Origin of the sequence: Tritonibacter aquimaris (assembly GCF_009617595.1) — a bacterium.
GTDB classification, from domain to species: Bacteria; Pseudomonadota; Alphaproteobacteria; order Rhodobacterales; family Rhodobacteraceae; genus Epibacterium; species Epibacterium aquimaris.
Genome location: NZ_WIXK01000001.1, coordinates 251,512 through 267,782, shown reverse-complemented (window position 1 = coordinate 267,782; position 16,271 = coordinate 251,512). Strand labels below are relative to the sequence as shown.

The following is a 16,271-nucleotide window of genomic DNA, read 5'->3' as shown; positions in this document are numbered from 1 at the left end:
GATCGTAGAAACCTGCAAGGGAAATCGCGTAGAGATGCGCGCTGTCAATTGACAGATCCCCGCCCCTGCGCCACACCGCTTTTATGCTAAAGATCCAGGATATCACCTATTCCATCGACGGGCGCACCCTGATTGAAGGGGCCTCGGCCAATATTCCCACCGGACACAAGGTCGGCGTGGTCGGGCGCAATGGCACCGGCAAATCCACCCTATTTCGCCTGATCCGGGGGGAGTTGACGCTGGAAGGCGGCGCGATTGAGCTGCCAAACCGCGCAAAAATCGGCGGCGTGGCGCAGGAAGTGCCCTCAAACGAAGTGTCATTGATTGACACGGTGCTGGCGGCAGATACCGAACGCGCAGCCCTTTTGGCCGAAGAAAGCGATGACCCCGCGCGGATTGCGGAAATCCAGACGCGGCTTGCGGATATTGATGCGTGGTCTGCCGAAGGGCGCGCCTCATCTATTCTCAAGGGGCTTGGCTTTGATGATGCGGATCAAAAACGCCCCTGCTCTGATTTTTCCGGCGGCTGGCGTATGCGCGTGGCTTTGGCGGCGGTGCTCTTTGCCGAGCCTGATCTGCTGCTTTTGGACGAACCAACCAACTATCTGGATCTGGAAGGTGCGCTCTGGCTTGAAACCTACCTGACGAAATATCCGCACACGGTGCTGATTGTCAGCCACGATCGCGGGCTGTTGAACCGCGCCGTCACCGGGATCTTACACCTCGAAGACAAGAAACTGACCCTCTATCAGGGGCCATATGACACCTTTGCCGAAACCCGTGCAGCGCGGATTGCGGCGGCACAGTCTGAGGCAAAGAAACAAGAAACCCGGCGCGCGCATCTGCAAAGCTATGTGGACCGGTTCCGCGCCAAGGCGACCAAAGCAAAACAGGCGCAAGCGCGTCTCAAGATGATCGCCAAGATGAAGCCGATCACTACCCCGCAAGAAGCGGCGCTGCGTGCGTTCACATTCCCCGAACCCGAAGAGATGTCACCCCCGATCATCCATATCGAGGGCGGTGTTGTGGGCTATGGCGAAACCGAAATCCTGCAGCGGCTCAATCTGCGCATTGATCAGGATGATCGCATCGCGTTGCTGGGTAAAAACGGTCAGGGTAAATCGACGCTTTCGAAACTCTTGGCCGATCGCCTGCCTTTGATGGCGGGGAAGATCACAAAATCCAGCAAACTGCGGGTTGGCTTTTTTGCCCAGCATCAGGTGGATGAGCTGTATGTGGATGAAACCCCGGTTGAACACCTGCGCCGCCTGCGCCCCAGCGAGGGGCCCGCGAAATGGCGCACCCGACTGGCCGGTTTTGGCCTTGGTGCAGACCAGGCAGAGGTTAAGGTCGGGCGTCTGTCAGGCGGGCAAAAAGCGCGGCTGTCGCTCTTGCTGGCAACATTGGATGCACCCCATATCCTGATCCTCGATGAGCCGACCAACCACCTGGACATCGAAAGCCGCGAAGCGCTGGTGGAGGCACTAACCGCCTATTCCGGCGCGGTCATCCTGGTCACCCACGATATGCATCTTTTGTCCTTGGTGGCGGATCATCTGTGGCTGGTGTCAGGTGGCACCGTCAAACCTTATGATGGTGATCTGGACAGCTACCGAGAGTTCCTGCTGACCCAAAACAAAGCTGCGTCCAAACCCGAAGCGCCAAAACCTGCCAAACCCAAACGCACCGGCCGCGATGTGGTTCTGGCGCTGCGCTCTGATGTGCGCAAAAACGAAGCGCGGGTGGAAAAGCTGACGGAAATGCAGGCCAAGCTGGATGAAAAACTGGCCGATCCCGCGCTTTATGAAAAAGGCGCGCCAAGCGACATCGAGGTCTGGCAAAAAAAACACGCGGAATGTGTAGACGCGCTGGCCCTGGCTGAGACACTCTGGATGGAAGCACTGGAGAAGTTGGAAAAAGCCGAGGCAGGATGATCGATCAGACCTTTCTTATCACCTCATTTGTGACCCTCTTCGTCATTATTGATCCCATTGGCCTGGCACCAATTTTCATCGCGTTGACGCAGGGAATGTCACCGCAACAGCAACGTCGCATTGGTTTGCGCGCGGTGCTGGTGGCCGCTGGCATTCTGGCGCTTTTTGCTGTGATGGGCGAAGCGGTGCTGGAGTTCATCGGCATTTCCATGCCCGCCTTCCGCGTTGCTGGTGGGATCTTATTGTTTCTGACCGCTTTGGATATGTTGTTTGAACGGCGTACCAAGCGGCGCGAAGATCAAAGCCAGGCCGATGAAGAGACCGAGGATTTTGACGACCCTTCAGTGTTTCCGCTGTCCATCCCACTGCTGGCGGGGCCCGGATCGATCACCACGGTGATCCTGCTGTCGGGGGAAAACAGCGGCGTTTTGGGATTTGCCTCAGTCATGGGCGTTGTGATCCTAGTGCTGCTGATTGCACTGGTGTTGTTCTTTTCAGCCGGGGCTTTGGCCCGTGTTCTGGGCAAGACCGGGGTGACCGTGGTGACACGTCTGTTGGGGATGCTGCTTGCTGCACTTGCGGTGCAATTTGTATTGGATGGCATCCGTGATTTTGGCTTTGTGGCCTCGTAAACGCACATTCGGGTGCCTATCTTTTGTCCAAGGAGGCATTCATGCAATCATTTGATATCGCCCAGCTGATTTACTTTGTCATCTTGCTGGTGGCTGTGTTGGGCTGGTTCTTATCGCAAAATCGCCAGAACCTGAACCAAACCGTGCAAAGCCTTGCAATCTGGGCCTTTATCTTCCTTGGGGCCATTGCGGGATACGGTTTATGGGAAGATGTACGCGGGGAGCTTGTGCCCTCAAATGCGGTGATCTCTGACGGCCAAAGCCTGATCGTTCCACGCTCTTATGATGGGCACTACTACCTGACGCTTGACGTGTCCGGCACCCCGGTGACCTTTCTGGTGGATACCGGTGCCACGCAGATGGTGCTAACCCTGCGCGATGCAGAGCGCATTGGGATTGAGCCGGAAACGCTGGTGTTTCTTGGCCGTGCTCAGACTGCGAATGGCGAAGTGCGCACCGCAGCGGTTCGCCTTGATAGCGTAGCAGTTGGCGGTTTCAGTGACCAAAACGTGCGCGCCTGGGTCAATGAGGGTGATCTGAACAGCTCACTTTTGGGGATGGGCTATCTGCAGCTCTGGTCCAGTGTTGAAATCCGCCAAAATGAGCTGGTGCTGACGCGCTAGCTCTCGGCCTTTTTCTCCCAGCGGCCACTTTCTTCGGACCAATATTGCGCCGAACAGCCCGCCCCGGTGAGGCTTTTCCACTGCACCCGCGCCTGCTGCACCGCCTCAGGGTCGGTGCCATCAAACAAGATGCAGACCCGTTCCAGCGCGTTCACCTCATCCGGGCTGATATCAGCGCCATCAATGGCCATCACACAGGCGGGATCGTTGGCGGCCTCGGGCGAGGCCGTCAACAAAATGGGTTGCAAAGCATCATGGGGGCCACCCGCCAGACCATGGGGTAAAAACCCCTCCTCTGGGCCAAGCCACAGGCGATCATCCAGCCACGCCAGGCGATCCGGCGCGCGCCCGCGTACCGCAATACGCCAGCCCGCGCCCCGCGCCTTTTCAAGAAGCACAGGAAGCGTCTCTTCAAGCGGGCGCTGGGTCAGGTGATAGAAATAGGCGGCCCCCACGGTGATTACTCTGCCTCGTAGTTGTCCTGAACCAGGCGGCTCAGCGCGAGCACACCCCAGCCAGTTGCGCCTTTGGGCGAGAACTCGGTGCCAGAGGCCACAGATGCCACACCTGCGATATCGAGGTGAATCCAAGGGGTGCCGTCTTGTACAAACCGTTGCAGATATTGCGCCGCGGTGATCGATCCTGCCGGACGACCGCCGATGTTTTTCATATCGGCAACGTTGGACTTCAGCAGCTTGTCATAAGCGGAGCCCAGCGGCATCCGCCATGCGCCTTCTGCTTCGGCGGACGCCGCCGCAAGGAAGCTGTTGCAGAACGCATCATCGTTAGAAAAGACACCCGCGTTTTCGTGACCAAGACCAATGATGATCGCACCGGTCAGGGTGGCAAGATCGATCATAGCGGTTGGTTTAAACCGCTCTTGCGCGTACCACATCACATCACACAGAACGAGGCGGCCCTCAGCATCGGTGTTGATGACCTCAACCGTGTCGCCTTTCATGGTTTTGACAACATCTCCCGGACGGGTCGCATTGCCCGAAGGCATGTTTTCCACCAGCCCCACCAGACCCACAACATTGGCCTTGGCTTTGCGCAGTGCAAGCGCGCGCATCGTGCCCGCAACAGTGCCCGCACCGCCCATATCCATGGTCATATCTTCCATGCCAGCGGCCGGTTTCAACGAAATACCACCGGTGTCAAACACCACACCCTTACCAACAAGCGCCAGTGGAGCGTCACTCGCGGCACCGCCTTTCCATTGCATGACAACAACCTTGGATGGGCTGTCAGAGCCCTGACCCACGCAAAGAAGTGTGCGCATACCAAGCTCTTCGAGCGCATCTTCATCCAGCACTTCAACTTCGAGCCCCAGCTCTTGCATTTCCACCAGACGGTTCGCAAATTCCGTAGTGGTGAGCACATTTGCAGGCTCGCTGACCAGATCGCGGGTCATATGAACGCCCTCGGCCAGCGCCATCGCGGTGTCGACTGCACCCTGAACCTCGGTTGGTTTCTTATGGGCGATGATCAGCTCGGGCTGATGGGCTTCGGCGTCAGTTTTATGCGCGTCAAAGGAATAGGCACGCAGGGCAAAACCCAACGCCAGCTCTTCGACCTTGATCAGGGACCCGGCCATCAGAGTCAGCGCCGCTTCTCCTGCGCGCGCAGCCAGTTTTGCGCCAGCGCTGCGCAGCTCAGATTGTGACGGACGCTTGGGCAGCACCACAACATCAAGCGCTTTGATATCAAGACCGGCAGGCCATGGCAGTGACACAACATCACCGGCTTTGGCTTTTGACAGGCCGTCGCCTTCGACCATCCGTGCCAGCGCGCCTTTGCACAGGCGGTTGGCGCTGCGGGCGGCAGGCGACAGTTCCCCTTCGGGCGTAACAAGAACCGCCAGGCGGCCGGTCACGTCGGAAATGGTCTTTACATCGAAATCGATAATGCGTGCGACTGTCAAATTGCCCATGAAACTTCCCTGGTTGCAGATTGTGTTGCCACTACTGGTAGCTTGCCTACCGGGCGCTGACTAGGCCCCAGACACGAGACATTTGGCGCAGACGTGTATTTGCGTCCAATTTTTCCCCTGATGTTGCGCGCACAGGCCATATCTTGCTAACCAAAGGGGGAGTATACACAAATTGCAGTTTTCCCCGGCCAACAAATGCCCTAAGGTCGCGGCAATTGAATGAGAGCGGATCTGGGGGGATTGCGTGTCACGTTTTGACAGATATGTGCTGTCTCAATATCTGCTGTTTTTTGGCTTTTTTGCCTTGATCCTGGTGGCGGTATTTTGGGTAAACCGGGCTGTTGTGCTGTTTGATCGATTGATCGGAGACGGGCAGTCTGTTCTGGTTTTCCTTGAGTTTTCAGCGCTTACGCTCCCAAACCTCATCCGAATGGTACTGCCAATTGCAGCCTTTGCTGCTACGGTCTGGGTCACCAACCGGCTCAACAGCGAAAGCGAGCTGACGGTATTGCGTGCAACTGGCACCAGCCCCTGGCAGATGGCGCGCCCAGCGCTGGCCTTTGGGGTGTTTTGCGCCTCGATGATGATCCTTCTGACACATTTCCTGCTGCCGATGTCGATCACCCAGCTGGAACAACGCCAATCAGATGTGGCGCGCAATGTAACCGCGCGGATCCTGAATGAGGGCGATTTTCTACATCCCGCACGCGGCGTGACGTTTTACATCCGCCAAATCGACGAAGATGGCACATTGAACGATGTGTTTCTGTCCGACCAGCGCAATCCGGAGTTTTCGGTAACCTACACCGGAGCCAAAGCCTTTCTGGTGCGTGATGAAGACCGCACCCATCTGATTATGGTCAACGGTATGGCCCAGCGTTTCAACCGTGAAACGCGCAAGCTATCGACCACGGCGTTTTCTGATTTTTCTTATGATATCAGCTCATTGGCGCATAAATCTTCAAGTAAGAAACGAAATGTACGCCAGATCCCCAGCCACGAATTGATGACGATGCAGGACAAAATCGTGCAAACCGACGGCCATAGCCTTGGCGCGCTAACCGAAGAGCTGCATCTGCGTTTCGCCCGCGCGCTGGTTTGCATCGCAGTCACATTGATCGGGTTTTCGTCGCTGATGCTTGGCAATTTCTCACGCTTTGGGGTGTGGAAACAGGCAATGCTGGCCTTTGTGCTATTGATCGTGATTGAGGGCTTGCGTGGTGTGGTCTCTGAACCTGTGCTGGATGACCCTGATCTCTGGCCAATGATCTATCTGCCGACGCTGCTCGGGCTTATGATTTCGGCTTTGTTTTTGAAACTCTCCGCACGTCCGATCCATCTGAACCGATTGCGGCGTGGATCTTCGCGAGGGGCTGCACCATGAAGCTTGATCTCTATTACGCGCGACGGTTCTTTCAGTGGCTTATGGTCATCAGCGCAGTGCTGATGACGTTGGTGAGCCTGATCGATCTGAATGAGCAGATCCGGCGGTTTGACGCGCAGGATCTGAGTTTTGCGCAGCTGATGAATTTGACCCTGCTGAATGTGGCACCTGCCTATAATGAATTCCTGCCGCTGATCATGATCCTGACAACCATCGTTTTGTTTGTGGGGCTGGCCCGCAGCAGCGAATTGGTGGTGACCCGCGCTGCAGGGCGCTCGGGCATTCGTGCGCTTGTACCGCCATTGGTAGTCGCGGCGCTTGTTGGTCTTTTTGCGCTGACAACGCTGAACCCAATCGCGGCCGCAACCGCCAATCGTTACAAAGAGCTTGCAGACGGCTATCGCAACGGTGGCGCTGCAACGTTTTCATTAAGCCGCGAAGGGCTATGGTTGCGCCAAGGCACCCCTGATGGCCAGTCTGTCATTCACGCCAAAGGCTATATGGGCGATGGTGAAGACGTGATTTTGCAAGATGTCAGCATCTTGGAATACCACGGTGATCTTGGCCCACAGCGACGGATCAATGCCGACACCGCGATCCTTGAGGGCAGCCACTGGGTGCTGCAAAATGCCAAGGCTTGGCCACTTACCACCGGGTTTGTTTCGGAAACCGCAGCGCGGGTACATGACACGCTTGAATTGCCAACAACACTAACCTCAGATCGTATTCGCGACACCATTGGTGCGACTGAGGGGATCTCGATCTACAATCTTCCCGACGCAATCCGCGATCAGGGTGAGGCTGGTTTTTCGACCAAACGCTATGAAGTGCTGTTTCAGGTTGAACTGGCGCGGCCACTGTTTTTGGTTGCCATGGTGCTGGTTGGTGCTTCGTTCACCATGCGCCATACGCGCTTTGGTGGTACCGGCATGGCCGTGCTTGCTGCGGTTCTGTTGGGATTTGGGCTTTACTTCGTACGCAACTTTGCTCAGATCTTGGGAGAGAACGGACAGGTCCCGGTGGCACTTGCAGCCTGGGGGCCACCGGTGGCGTCGATTATGCTGACTTTGGGGCTCTTACTACATGCTGAGGACGGATAATATGCGCCAGGCCCTTTTGATGAGCGTACTGCTGCCTTGGATGGCAACAGCGGTTCCAGCGCAGCAACTGGCCCCTACCAGCCCCGCGCAGGCCATTTTGGTTGCAGATCAGGTTTTTATCACCCCGGAACGTCAACTGGTGGCCAGCGGTCAGGTCGAAGTGTTTCAGGGCGGCCGCCGCATTACTGCGAAACAGATCACTTTTGATAATGAAAACGGCCAGCTGCACATCGAAGGCCCTATTCGTATCGACGAAGACGGCGACATTACCATTCTGGCCAATGCAGCCGAGCTCGACAATGACCTGAAAAACGGCATTCTGACATCGGCGCGATTGGTGTTTCGCCAACAGGTACAGCTTGCCGCGCTGCAGATGACGCGTGTGCAGGGCCGCTACACCCAGCTTTATAAGACTGCGGTGACCTCTTGCCATGTCTGCGATGACGGGCGCGCACCGCTGTGGCAGATCCGTGCTGAACGTATCACCCATGACCAACAAGAAAAGCAGTTGTATCTGGAAAGCGCGCAACTGCGCGTGGGGGATGTGCCCATCCTCTATTTTCCGGCTCTGCGCCTGCCAGATCCAACGCTTGACCGCGCGAGCGGCTTTCTGGTGCCCTCCATTCGCACCACTTCCAATCTCGCAACAGGTATCAAGGCGCCGTATTTCTTTAAGCTTGGCGATCACAAAGACCTGACGCTGACGCCCTATCTGTCGTCAAAGACCGCAACCTTGGAGTTTCGCTATCGCCAGGCGTTTCGGCGCGGTGATCTGAAAATTGAAGGGGCCTATACCCGTGATGACCTGCAACGCGACGAAGATCGCGGCTATCTCTTTGCAGACGGCCAGTTCCAGCTGAACCAGGGCTACAAGCTGAGATTTGGTCTCAACGCCGTTTCCGACGACGCTTATGTGTCTGACTACGGTTTGCCAGATGTGGACCGTCTGCGCTCTTCGGTAACGATCAGCAAGATCGAGCGGAACCAATACGTCGAAGGCAATCTGATCCACTATAAATCTCTGCGCGACAGCGAAGAGCAGGATCTGATCCCATCAATTATCGCTGATGTACGTTTTGAACGTCGCATCCATCCCAATTGGGCCAAAAACGGTGAACTGCGTGTAGGGCTTGAAACCCGCAGCCACCGGCGGACCTCTGATCTGAATGCAACGGCAACCGACACCAATGGGCGCGATGTGAGCCGCATTTCATTGGATGTGAATTGGCTGCAGAACTGGCACCTGTCCAATGGTATTGTTGCAGAGTGGCGCGTCGGTGCGGCCTTTGATCAATTTGCCATTGAGGACGACAATATTTTTGCGGGGCACAGTGCGCGCGTCGTGCCGCAGACTGCGCTTAAATTCAGCCTGCCCCAGACCCGTGTCACCCAAAACGGCGCAACGCAGTATCTTGAACCTGTGGTGCAGCTCAGCTGGTCCAATATCTCGGGCGACACGCTACCCAATGAGGAAAGCAATTTTGTAGAGTTCGATCAGGGCAATTTGCTGTCTCTGTCGCGCTTCCCTGCCGCAGACACACGCGAAGATGGGCTGTCGTTTATCTATGGGGTGAACTGGGCGCATTTTGCACCGAATGGCTGGGAAGCCTTTGCCACCTTAGGCCAGGTGATCCGCCGCGATGCCGAGGATGATTTCACCAAAACTTCCGGCCTTGGCGGCACCTCTTCGGACCTGTTGCTGGCGGGGCAGCTCAAGCTCAACCAGGGCATTGCCCTAACCGCGCGCGGCTTGCTTAATGGCTCGCTCAATTTCTCCAAGGCAGAGTTCCGCGGGGATGTGACCTATAAACAAGCCAAAGTCAGCGGCAGTTACCTTTGGCTTGGAACTGACCCCGAAGAAAACCGCGATGATCCCACCTCGGAATTCTGGTTTGATGGATCCTATGAGATCAACCCCAATTGGGAAACCCGCGCGAACCTGCGCTATGATGTTTCTGATGGGCGTGCCACCCGTGCCGGCATGGGGCTGGCGTATAAGAATGAATGTGTGACGGTCGACCTTTCGGTAAATCGGCGCTATACCTCGACAACAAGTGTTGAGCCTTCGACAAATTTCGGCTTTACCATTTCGCTAAACGGGTTTTCCGTCAAAAGCGGCAACAATAAGCACAGGCGATCATGCAGAAATACTTGAGTTTCCCGCGTTTTTCCTTCTCTGGCTCCAAGGCGTTTTTGCGCTGTGTCCTGACTGTCTCTGCGTTGGCACTGACACCTGTGACTGTATCTGCCCAGGGGCTGTTTGCACCGGTTGTTCGGGTCAACGATCAGGCCATCACTGGCTATGAGCTGCAACAGCGCGCGCGTTTCCTTGAGGTAACCGGTGGTCAGGGTGACACGCTGGCGCAGGCACGCGAAGCTTTGATCGAAGACCGCCTGAAGCTGTCTTTGCTGGATGAAGTGGGTCTGGTTCCGACCGATGAAGAAGTGCAGACCGGCATGGAAGAGCTGGCGCAGCGTACAAACCTGTCACTGAATGAGTTTTTGGGCGTGCTGGGTCAGGCCGGAGTTGATCCGCAAACGCTGCGTGATTTCACCCGTGTTGGTATTGGTTGGCGCCAGTATATCTCTGCACGTTTTTTGGCGCGCTCTCGTCCGAGCGAAACAGAAATCGATCAGGCGATGGGGCGTTCGGGCACCGGCAGTGTGCAGGTTGCCCTGTCAGAGCTGATTGTACCGCTGACCCCGGAAAACGCCGCGCAGGTCGAAACATTGATGGAAGAAGTGCAGCGCCTGCGTGGTTTTGAAGCCTTCTCCAACGCGGCCCGTCAGGTTTCCGCTGCAGAAAGCCGCAACAATGGTGGCCGTCTGCCGTGGATGGAGCTGACCAACCTGCCGCCACAGCTGCGCGACATCGTGTTGAACCTGAAAACCGGTGAAATCTCAGCCCCGGTGACATTGCAGGGCGCGGTTGCAATTTTCCAGATGCGCGGCATTCGCGAAGTCGAAGGTGGCGCGCAAAGCTATGCTGCAATCGAATACGCCACGCTGCTGCTGCCCGGTGGGCGCAGTGCTGAAGGGCTGGCAGCTGCGCAAAAGGTGATCGATGCGGTGGATAGCTGCGATGATCTTTATGGCGTCGCTCAGAAGTTCCCCGAAGGCGCGCTGACCATCGACAGCCTGCCCCCTGCCGACATTCCAAATGATATCGCGCTGGAGCTGGCCAAGCTTGACGCAGGCGAAACCTCAACCAATGTGACCCGCAATCAAGGTCAGACGCTGGCACTGCTGATGCTGTGTGGCCGTACCGCCGACCTTGGCGAAGGGGTCAGCCGCGAAGCCGTGGCGAATGCACTGACACAGCAGCGGCTGGAAACATTTGCCAACAGCTTGTTGTCGCAAATGACCTCCGAGGCGCGCATTGTCGAATGACACAAGCTGATCGCCCCATTGTGCTGAGCTGTGGTGAACCGGGTGGAATTGGCCCGGAGCTCGCCGCCAAGGCCTGGGGCGCGCTGCGCGACACCTGCCCGTTTGTCTGGCTCGGCGATATGCGTCACCTGCCAGAGGGCACTCCGTTTCAAAAAATTAGCAACCTCGCGCAGGCGCGCGAGGTTGCAGCAAAGGCCCTGCCCGTGTGGCAGATTGATTTTGCCGGTGGTATCGAAACCGGCTCTGCGGATCCGCGCAATGCGGCTGGGGTGATTACGGCGATCGAAACCGGTGTTCAGCTGGTTCAATCCGGTGCCGCATCTGCGATTTGCACCGCCCCCATTCACAAAAAGGCACTGAAAGACGGCGCAGGATTTGCCTTTCCCGGCCACACCGAGTTTCTGGCCCATCTCGCCGGGCGCGACCGGGTTGTGATGATGCTTGCAAGCCCAGAATTGCGGGTGGTGCCTGCCACCATTCATATCGCACTCAAAGATGTCCCTGCTGCGCTGACACCTGAGGTGCTGCTTGAAACGCTCGACATCACTGCAAATGGACTGCGCCAGCAGTTTGGCATTGCCCACCCGCGCATTGCGGTTGCGGGCCTAAACCCCCATTCAGGTGAGGGCGGTGCCATGGGGCAAGAAGAGCTTTTGTGGATCAACGACCTGATCCAAAGCTACCAGCGCCCAGACCTGACAGTAACCGGCCCATATCCTGCGGATACATTGTTTCATGCTGCCGCACGCAGATCCTATGATGCGGCGATCTGCATGTATCATGATCAGGCGCTGATCCCGATCAAGACGCTTGATTTTGACCGCGGTGTGAATGTGACGCTGGGCCTGCCCTTTGTGCGCACCTCCCCAGATCATGGCACAGCCTTTGATATTGCAGGCCAGGGCATTGCCAACCCAAGCAGTCTGATTGAGGCATTGAAACTTGCCCAGCAGATGGGTTTGAGTGGCGCGCCCAACACTTGACCCGAGACGAGCCGCCGCCTAAGCAGCCGCATTCAGTTTTGCGCAACAAGGATTGCGCAGCATAAGAGGACCGCCATGAGCGCCATCGACTCCCTGCCCCCGCTGCGCGAGGTGATTGCCAAACACCAGCTCTCCGCACGTAAATCGCTGGGACAGAACTTTTTGCTGGATCTGAACCTGACCGCAAAGATTGCCCGTCAGGCCGGAGATCTGAGCGGGTGTGACGTGCTGGAAATCGGCCCCGGCCCTGGTGGCCTGACCCGTGGCCTGCTGTCTGAAGGCGCACGCAAAATCCTGGCGATTGAAAAAGACGCCCGCTGCCTTGCCGCACTGTCAGAAATTTCTGACGCCTATCCTGGCCGTCTTGAAGTGATCAACGGTGACGCGCTGGAAATTGACCCGCTCAGCCATCTCACGCCGCCTATTCGGGTGGCTGCGAACCTTCCATATAATGTGGGCACCGAACTGCTGGTGCGCTGGCTCACGCCAAAAGAATGGCCACCGTTCTGGCAAAGCCTGACTTTGATGTTTCAGCGCGAAGTGGCTGAACGCATTGTGGCAAAACCCGGCAGCAAAGCCTATGGTCGCTTGGCTATTCTCGCCCAGTGGCGCGCCGAGGCCAAAATTGCCATCTCATTGCCGCCCGGTGCCTTTACCCCACCGCCCAAAGTCAGCAGCGCGGTGGTGCACCTAACCGCCCTGCCTGAGCCGCGCTACCCTGCCGATGCTGCCACATTATCGCGTGTGGTGGCGGCTGCGTTTAATCAGCGGCGCAAGATGCTGCGTGCGGCGTTGAAATCTGTTTCGCCCGATATCGAAGACCACCTTGCTGCAGCAGGTATCGCCCCAACCGAGCGCGCGGAACGTGTTGATCTTGAGGCTTTCTGCGCCCTTGCGCGCAGTTTGAAACCTTTGGAGTGAACAATGAACGCTGCCGTGATCCGAGACGAAACAGAGCGCGATCAGCAGGCGATTTTTGACCTGACACAGGCCGCTTTTGCCACTGTAGACTATGCCTCAGGCACCGAAGGACACATCGTCAATGCGCTGCGGCGCGACGGCGATTTGACGCTCTCGTTGGTGCTCGAATGTGAGGGGGCGCTGCTGGGGCATATCGCGTTTTCACCGGCTGAACTCTCTGAGGGCGCGTGGTATGCGCTGGGGCCGATTTCCGTGGCGCCGGACCATCAACGCAAAGGTTTGGGATCCAAGCTCATCAAAGCTGGGCTTGCGGCGTTACGCGCGCGCGGCGCTGACGGTTGTGTGCTGGTCGGCGATCCCAATTACTATGGCCGCTTTGGCTTTGTCAGCGACGCCCGGCTCACCTATCAGGATGTGCCGCAGCAATATGTACAGGGCTTGCGGTTTGACGACGGCACAGCCTGGGGCGAAATCCGGTTTGCCCCCGGTTTTGACGCCACAGCCTAAAACAAAACCCCGCAGCAACTGCGGGGTTTTTCATTTTCACGATACAATCAGGCTTATTGCGCAGCAGTCGCCGAGTCATCTGCCGGAGGCTCATTATCCTGCTGTGCAGGCTCCTCCGCAGCTTCGGCCTTGGGCTTGCGGCGGCTGCGCGGCTTGGGCGCGTCTTCACCATCGGTGTTTTTACGTGCACGCGGTTTGCGCTGGGGTGCCTTCTTCGGCTTTTCAGCAGGCTCTTCGCTTACTGTTTCCGGCTCAGAATTGCCTTCGGGTGTTTCCACCAGACCACTGGAAGCACCAACCTCATCGCCGCCGTTTCCAAGCGGGTCAACCACAGCATCGTCGCCCTCTTCTGCCTTGGCTTTCGCCTTGGCAGCAGCTTCGCGCTCCTGACGCTCCAGCCGTTCGGCGCGTTCACGATCGCGCTCGGCCTGACGTTCACGGTTCTGGCGTTCCTGCTCTTCCCGACGCACTTCAATTTCGCGTTGGGCTTCATTCAACATGCGCAGGTAATGCTCCGCGTGTTGTTGAAAGTTTTCAGCAGCAACACGGTCGTTGCCGAGCTGGGCATCACGCGCCAACTGATTGTATTTATCGATAATTTGTTGCGGCGTTCCCCGCACCTTCCCCTCAGGACCGGAGCTGTCAAACACACGATTGACAACATTTGCACCATTGGGGCGGTTGCGGTTCGATTTCGACCGCGAACGTGATTTAGACGATCTCATAAGCCTAACGTCAGCCTTAGTTCATTAAGTCGTAGACCCTATCAATGTGCGCCTAAGCGCGCGGTCATCGACGATTTTGGGCTTGATGTCACCGCAGAGGATCTGAGCTCCTCACGCTCTGGCGACATACAATGTGTAACCATGATACTCCCCTTTACACAAGAGGGTGCGGCCACTTTTATCCAGTTTCCCACAGGAAATACGTGTTTTTGCCCTGTTTCCAAGTTTATAGAGGTGATTTTCCGCCGACAACACGGTCGCGCCCGTCAAAATCGCGCAGGACCTGCACCTGAATGAGCCCCGCATCTTCAAAGAGTTTTGATACAGCGGCCCCTTGGGTCGGGCCAATTTCCACCAACACACGACCGCCAGCCGCAAGATATGCCATCATCGAAGCCGCGATCTGGCGATAGGCTTGCAGCCCATCTGCCCCATCTGTAAGCGCCATTTCCGGCTCATACTCGCGCACCTCAGTGCTGAGACCGCCCATTTCATCCAGCGCAATATAAGGTGGGTTGGAAACGATCAGATCAAACTGACCATCTACTGCCTCAAACCAGTTGGATTGTTTGATGTCCAGCCGGGGGGCAACGTGATGCAACACCGCGTTGGCGCTCGCTTGCAGACAGGCTGCTTCGCTTAGATCGACCCCAAGCCCACGCGCGTCTTGTTGTTCGGCAAGCAGGCTGACCAGAATACAGCCGGACCCAACCCCCAGATCGAGCACACGTTTAAAAGGTTCGCTCAGCGCGGCTTCGACGAGGATTTCAGTTTCCGGACGCGGATCGAGCACATCACCCGACACTTTAAACTGGCGGCCATAAAAGGCGCGTTCACCAATCAGATGCGACACCGGCACGCGGATCGCACGCAACGCAATCAACTGCTCATAGCGATCGGCGATCTCGTCGCTCAGCTCTTCTGGTGCAATCAATGTGACACGGCTGGCTTCGATCTTTGCGGCATGGGCCAACAACACACGGGCATCGCGCGCAGGATCCCCGACCCCGGCCGCGCGCAGTCGATGGGTGGCTTCTGCCATTGCTTGCGCGGCGGTGCTCATTGCTCCATCTCGGCCATGAGGCGTGACTGCGCATCCGCGGTCAACGCATCAACAGTTTCATCAAGATCACCCTGCAGCACCTGATCAAGCTTATAAAGCGTGAGATTGATGCGGTGATCGGTCATGCGGCCCTGCGGGAAATTATAGGTGCGAATGCGTTCAGAGCGGTCACCCGAACCAACCTGGCTCGCACGGTCGGCAGAGCGTTCGTTGTCAATACGCTGTCGTTCCAGATCATACAGACGTGTTTTCAGAACCTGCATCGCAATCTCGCGGTTGCGGTGCTGAGATTTCTCAGAGCTCGTTACAATCAGCCCCGTGGGCAAATGGGTGATACGTACCGCGGAATCGGTGGTGTTCACGTGCTGGCCACCCGCGCCGGATGCGCGCATGGTATCGATGCGAATATCGGCTGCATTGATTTCAACATCCACATCTTCGGCTTCGGGCAGTACTGCTACTGTGGCCGCCGAGGTGTGAATGCGACCACCGCTTTCGGTGGCGGGCACACGCTGCACCCGATGTACGCCGCTTTCGTATTTCATCCGGGCAAAGACGTTTTCACCCTTGATATGGGCCACGACCTCTTTGATGCCGCCCAATTCTGTTGCCTGTTCTTCGATGATTTCAACCCGCCAGCCGCGGGCTTCGGCGTAACGCATATACATGCGCAGCAGATCACCCGCAAAAAGCGCAGCCTCATCACCACCGGTGCCGGGGCGAATTTCCAGAATGGCAGGTCGGGCATCCGCCTCATCTTTGGGCAAAAGCGCCAGCTGCAGCGCGTGTTCCGCATCAGGAAGCGCGGCCTTCAGCGTGGGCAGCTCCTCTTCGGCGAGCTCACGCATATCTGGATCATCCAGCATCGCCTCAGCCTCAGCCAGATCCGCATTCAGCTGACGGTAGGCCATGATCTGCTCTGCGACGGGGCGCAGGTCGGAATATTCCTTGGCAAGCGTTGCGATATCCTCTGTGCTGCTGCCATCAGCCATAGCCGCTTCAAGGTATTGAAACCGTTGCAGGATCTGTTCCAGGCGTTCATTGGGGATCATTCAGGCAGCTTTCATGGTCAGGCG

15 protein-coding genes are annotated in these 16,271 nt (G+C 57.1%); 10 read left to right on the top strand and 5 right to left on the bottom strand.

What is annotated here, in order from left to right; translation table 11 throughout:
* The first annotated feature begins 83 nt into the window (after positions 1-83).
* Genes GG681_RS01275 through GG681_RS01265 form a run of 3 tightly spaced genes read left to right on the top strand, consistent with a single transcriptional unit; the run spans position 84 to position 3,189 of the window.
* Complete coding sequence (locus tag GG681_RS01275) at positions 84-1,934, top strand: ABC-F family ATP-binding cassette domain-containing protein (protein ID WP_153544283.1); 1,851 nt, start codon at positions 84-86, stop codon at positions 1,932-1,934.
* On the top strand, positions 1,931-2,566 hold the full coding sequence (locus GG681_RS01270) for a MarC family protein (protein ID WP_153544281.1): 636 nt from the start codon (positions 1,931-1,933) through the stop codon (positions 2,564-2,566). The genes GG681_RS01275 and GG681_RS01270 overlap by 4 nt, the downstream gene beginning before the upstream one ends.
* Before the next feature lie 41 nt (positions 2,567-2,607).
* Entirely contained in the window at positions 2,608-3,189 is a 582-nt protein-coding gene (locus tag GG681_RS01265; RefSeq protein ID WP_153544279.1) for a retropepsin-like aspartic protease family protein, read from the top strand.
* Here GG681_RS01265 and GG681_RS01260 read toward each other — a convergent pair.
* Positions 3,186-3,644, bottom strand: coding sequence for a DNA polymerase III subunit chi (locus GG681_RS01260; RefSeq protein ID WP_328593219.1), 459 nt, complete (start codon positions 3,642-3,644; stop codon positions 3,186-3,188). The genes GG681_RS01265 and GG681_RS01260 overlap by 4 nt on opposite strands.
* Positions 3,645-3,649: 5 nt before the next feature.
* Complete coding sequence (locus GG681_RS01255) at positions 3,650-5,122, bottom strand: leucyl aminopeptidase (protein WP_153544277.1); 1,473 nt, start codon at positions 5,120-5,122, stop codon at positions 3,650-3,652.
* 244 nt (positions 5,123-5,366) lie between these two features.
* Here GG681_RS01255 and lptF point away from each other — a divergent pair, with 244 nt between their 5' ends.
* The 7 genes from lptF to GG681_RS01220 all read left to right on the top strand — a co-directional run bounded on the left by lptF (position 5,367) and on the right by GG681_RS01220 (position 13,407).
* Positions 5,367-6,506 (top strand): LPS export ABC transporter permease LptF, encoded by a 1,140-nt coding sequence (gene lptF / locus GG681_RS01250; RefSeq protein ID WP_328593218.1) that lies wholly within the window; start codon positions 5,367-5,369, stop codon positions 6,504-6,506.
* Positions 6,503-7,606, top strand: a complete 1,104-nt coding sequence (lptG, locus tag GG681_RS01245; RefSeq protein WP_153544275.1) for an LPS export ABC transporter permease LptG — start codon at positions 6,503-6,505, stop codon at positions 7,604-7,606. The genes lptF and lptG overlap by 4 nt, the downstream gene beginning before the upstream one ends.
* A 1-nt stretch (position 7,607) precedes the next feature.
* A complete protein-coding gene (locus tag GG681_RS01240) occupies positions 7,608-9,761 on the top strand; it encodes an LPS-assembly protein LptD (protein WP_153544273.1) in 2,154 nt (717 codons plus the stop codon).
* A complete protein-coding gene (locus GG681_RS01235) occupies positions 9,746-10,996 on the top strand; it encodes a peptidylprolyl isomerase (protein ID WP_153544271.1) in 1,251 nt (416 codons plus the stop codon). The genes GG681_RS01240 and GG681_RS01235 overlap by 16 nt, the downstream gene beginning before the upstream one ends.
* On the top strand, positions 10,993-11,979 hold the full coding sequence (pdxA, locus tag GG681_RS01230; RefSeq protein WP_153544269.1) for a 4-hydroxythreonine-4-phosphate dehydrogenase PdxA: 987 nt from the start codon (positions 10,993-10,995) through the stop codon (positions 11,977-11,979). The genes GG681_RS01235 and pdxA overlap by 4 nt, the downstream gene beginning before the upstream one ends.
* A 75-nt stretch (positions 11,980-12,054) precedes the next feature.
* Entirely contained in the window at positions 12,055-12,900 is an 846-nt protein-coding gene (gene rsmA / locus GG681_RS01225; RefSeq protein ID WP_153544267.1) for a 16S rRNA (adenine(1518)-N(6)/adenine(1519)-N(6))-dimethyltransferase RsmA, read from the top strand.
* A gap of 3 nt (positions 12,901-12,903) precedes the next feature.
* Complete coding sequence (locus tag GG681_RS01220; protein WP_153544265.1) at positions 12,904-13,407, top strand: GNAT family N-acetyltransferase; 504 nt, start codon at positions 12,904-12,906, stop codon at positions 13,405-13,407.
* A gap of 53 nt (positions 13,408-13,460) precedes the next feature.
* On the opposite strand, the gene GG681_RS01215 is transcribed toward GG681_RS01220, so the two are convergent.
* From GG681_RS01215 to prfA, 3 genes are all read right to left on the bottom strand, one after another.
* The gene (locus GG681_RS01215) at positions 13,461-14,132 is read right to left on the bottom strand and encodes a DUF4167 domain-containing protein (protein ID WP_153544263.1); all 672 of its coding nucleotides are present in this window, start codon (positions 14,130-14,132) and stop codon (positions 13,461-13,463) included.
* 226 nt (positions 14,133-14,358) lie between these two features.
* Entirely contained in the window at positions 14,359-15,195 is an 837-nt protein-coding gene (gene prmC / locus GG681_RS01210) for a peptide chain release factor N(5)-glutamine methyltransferase (RefSeq protein WP_153544261.1), read from the bottom strand.
* Positions 15,192-16,247, bottom strand: a complete 1,056-nt coding sequence (gene prfA / locus GG681_RS01205) for a peptide chain release factor 1 (RefSeq protein ID WP_153544259.1) — start codon at positions 16,245-16,247, stop codon at positions 15,192-15,194. The genes prmC and prfA overlap by 4 nt, the downstream gene beginning before the upstream one ends.
* Between the last annotated feature and the right edge of the window lie 24 nt (positions 16,248-16,271).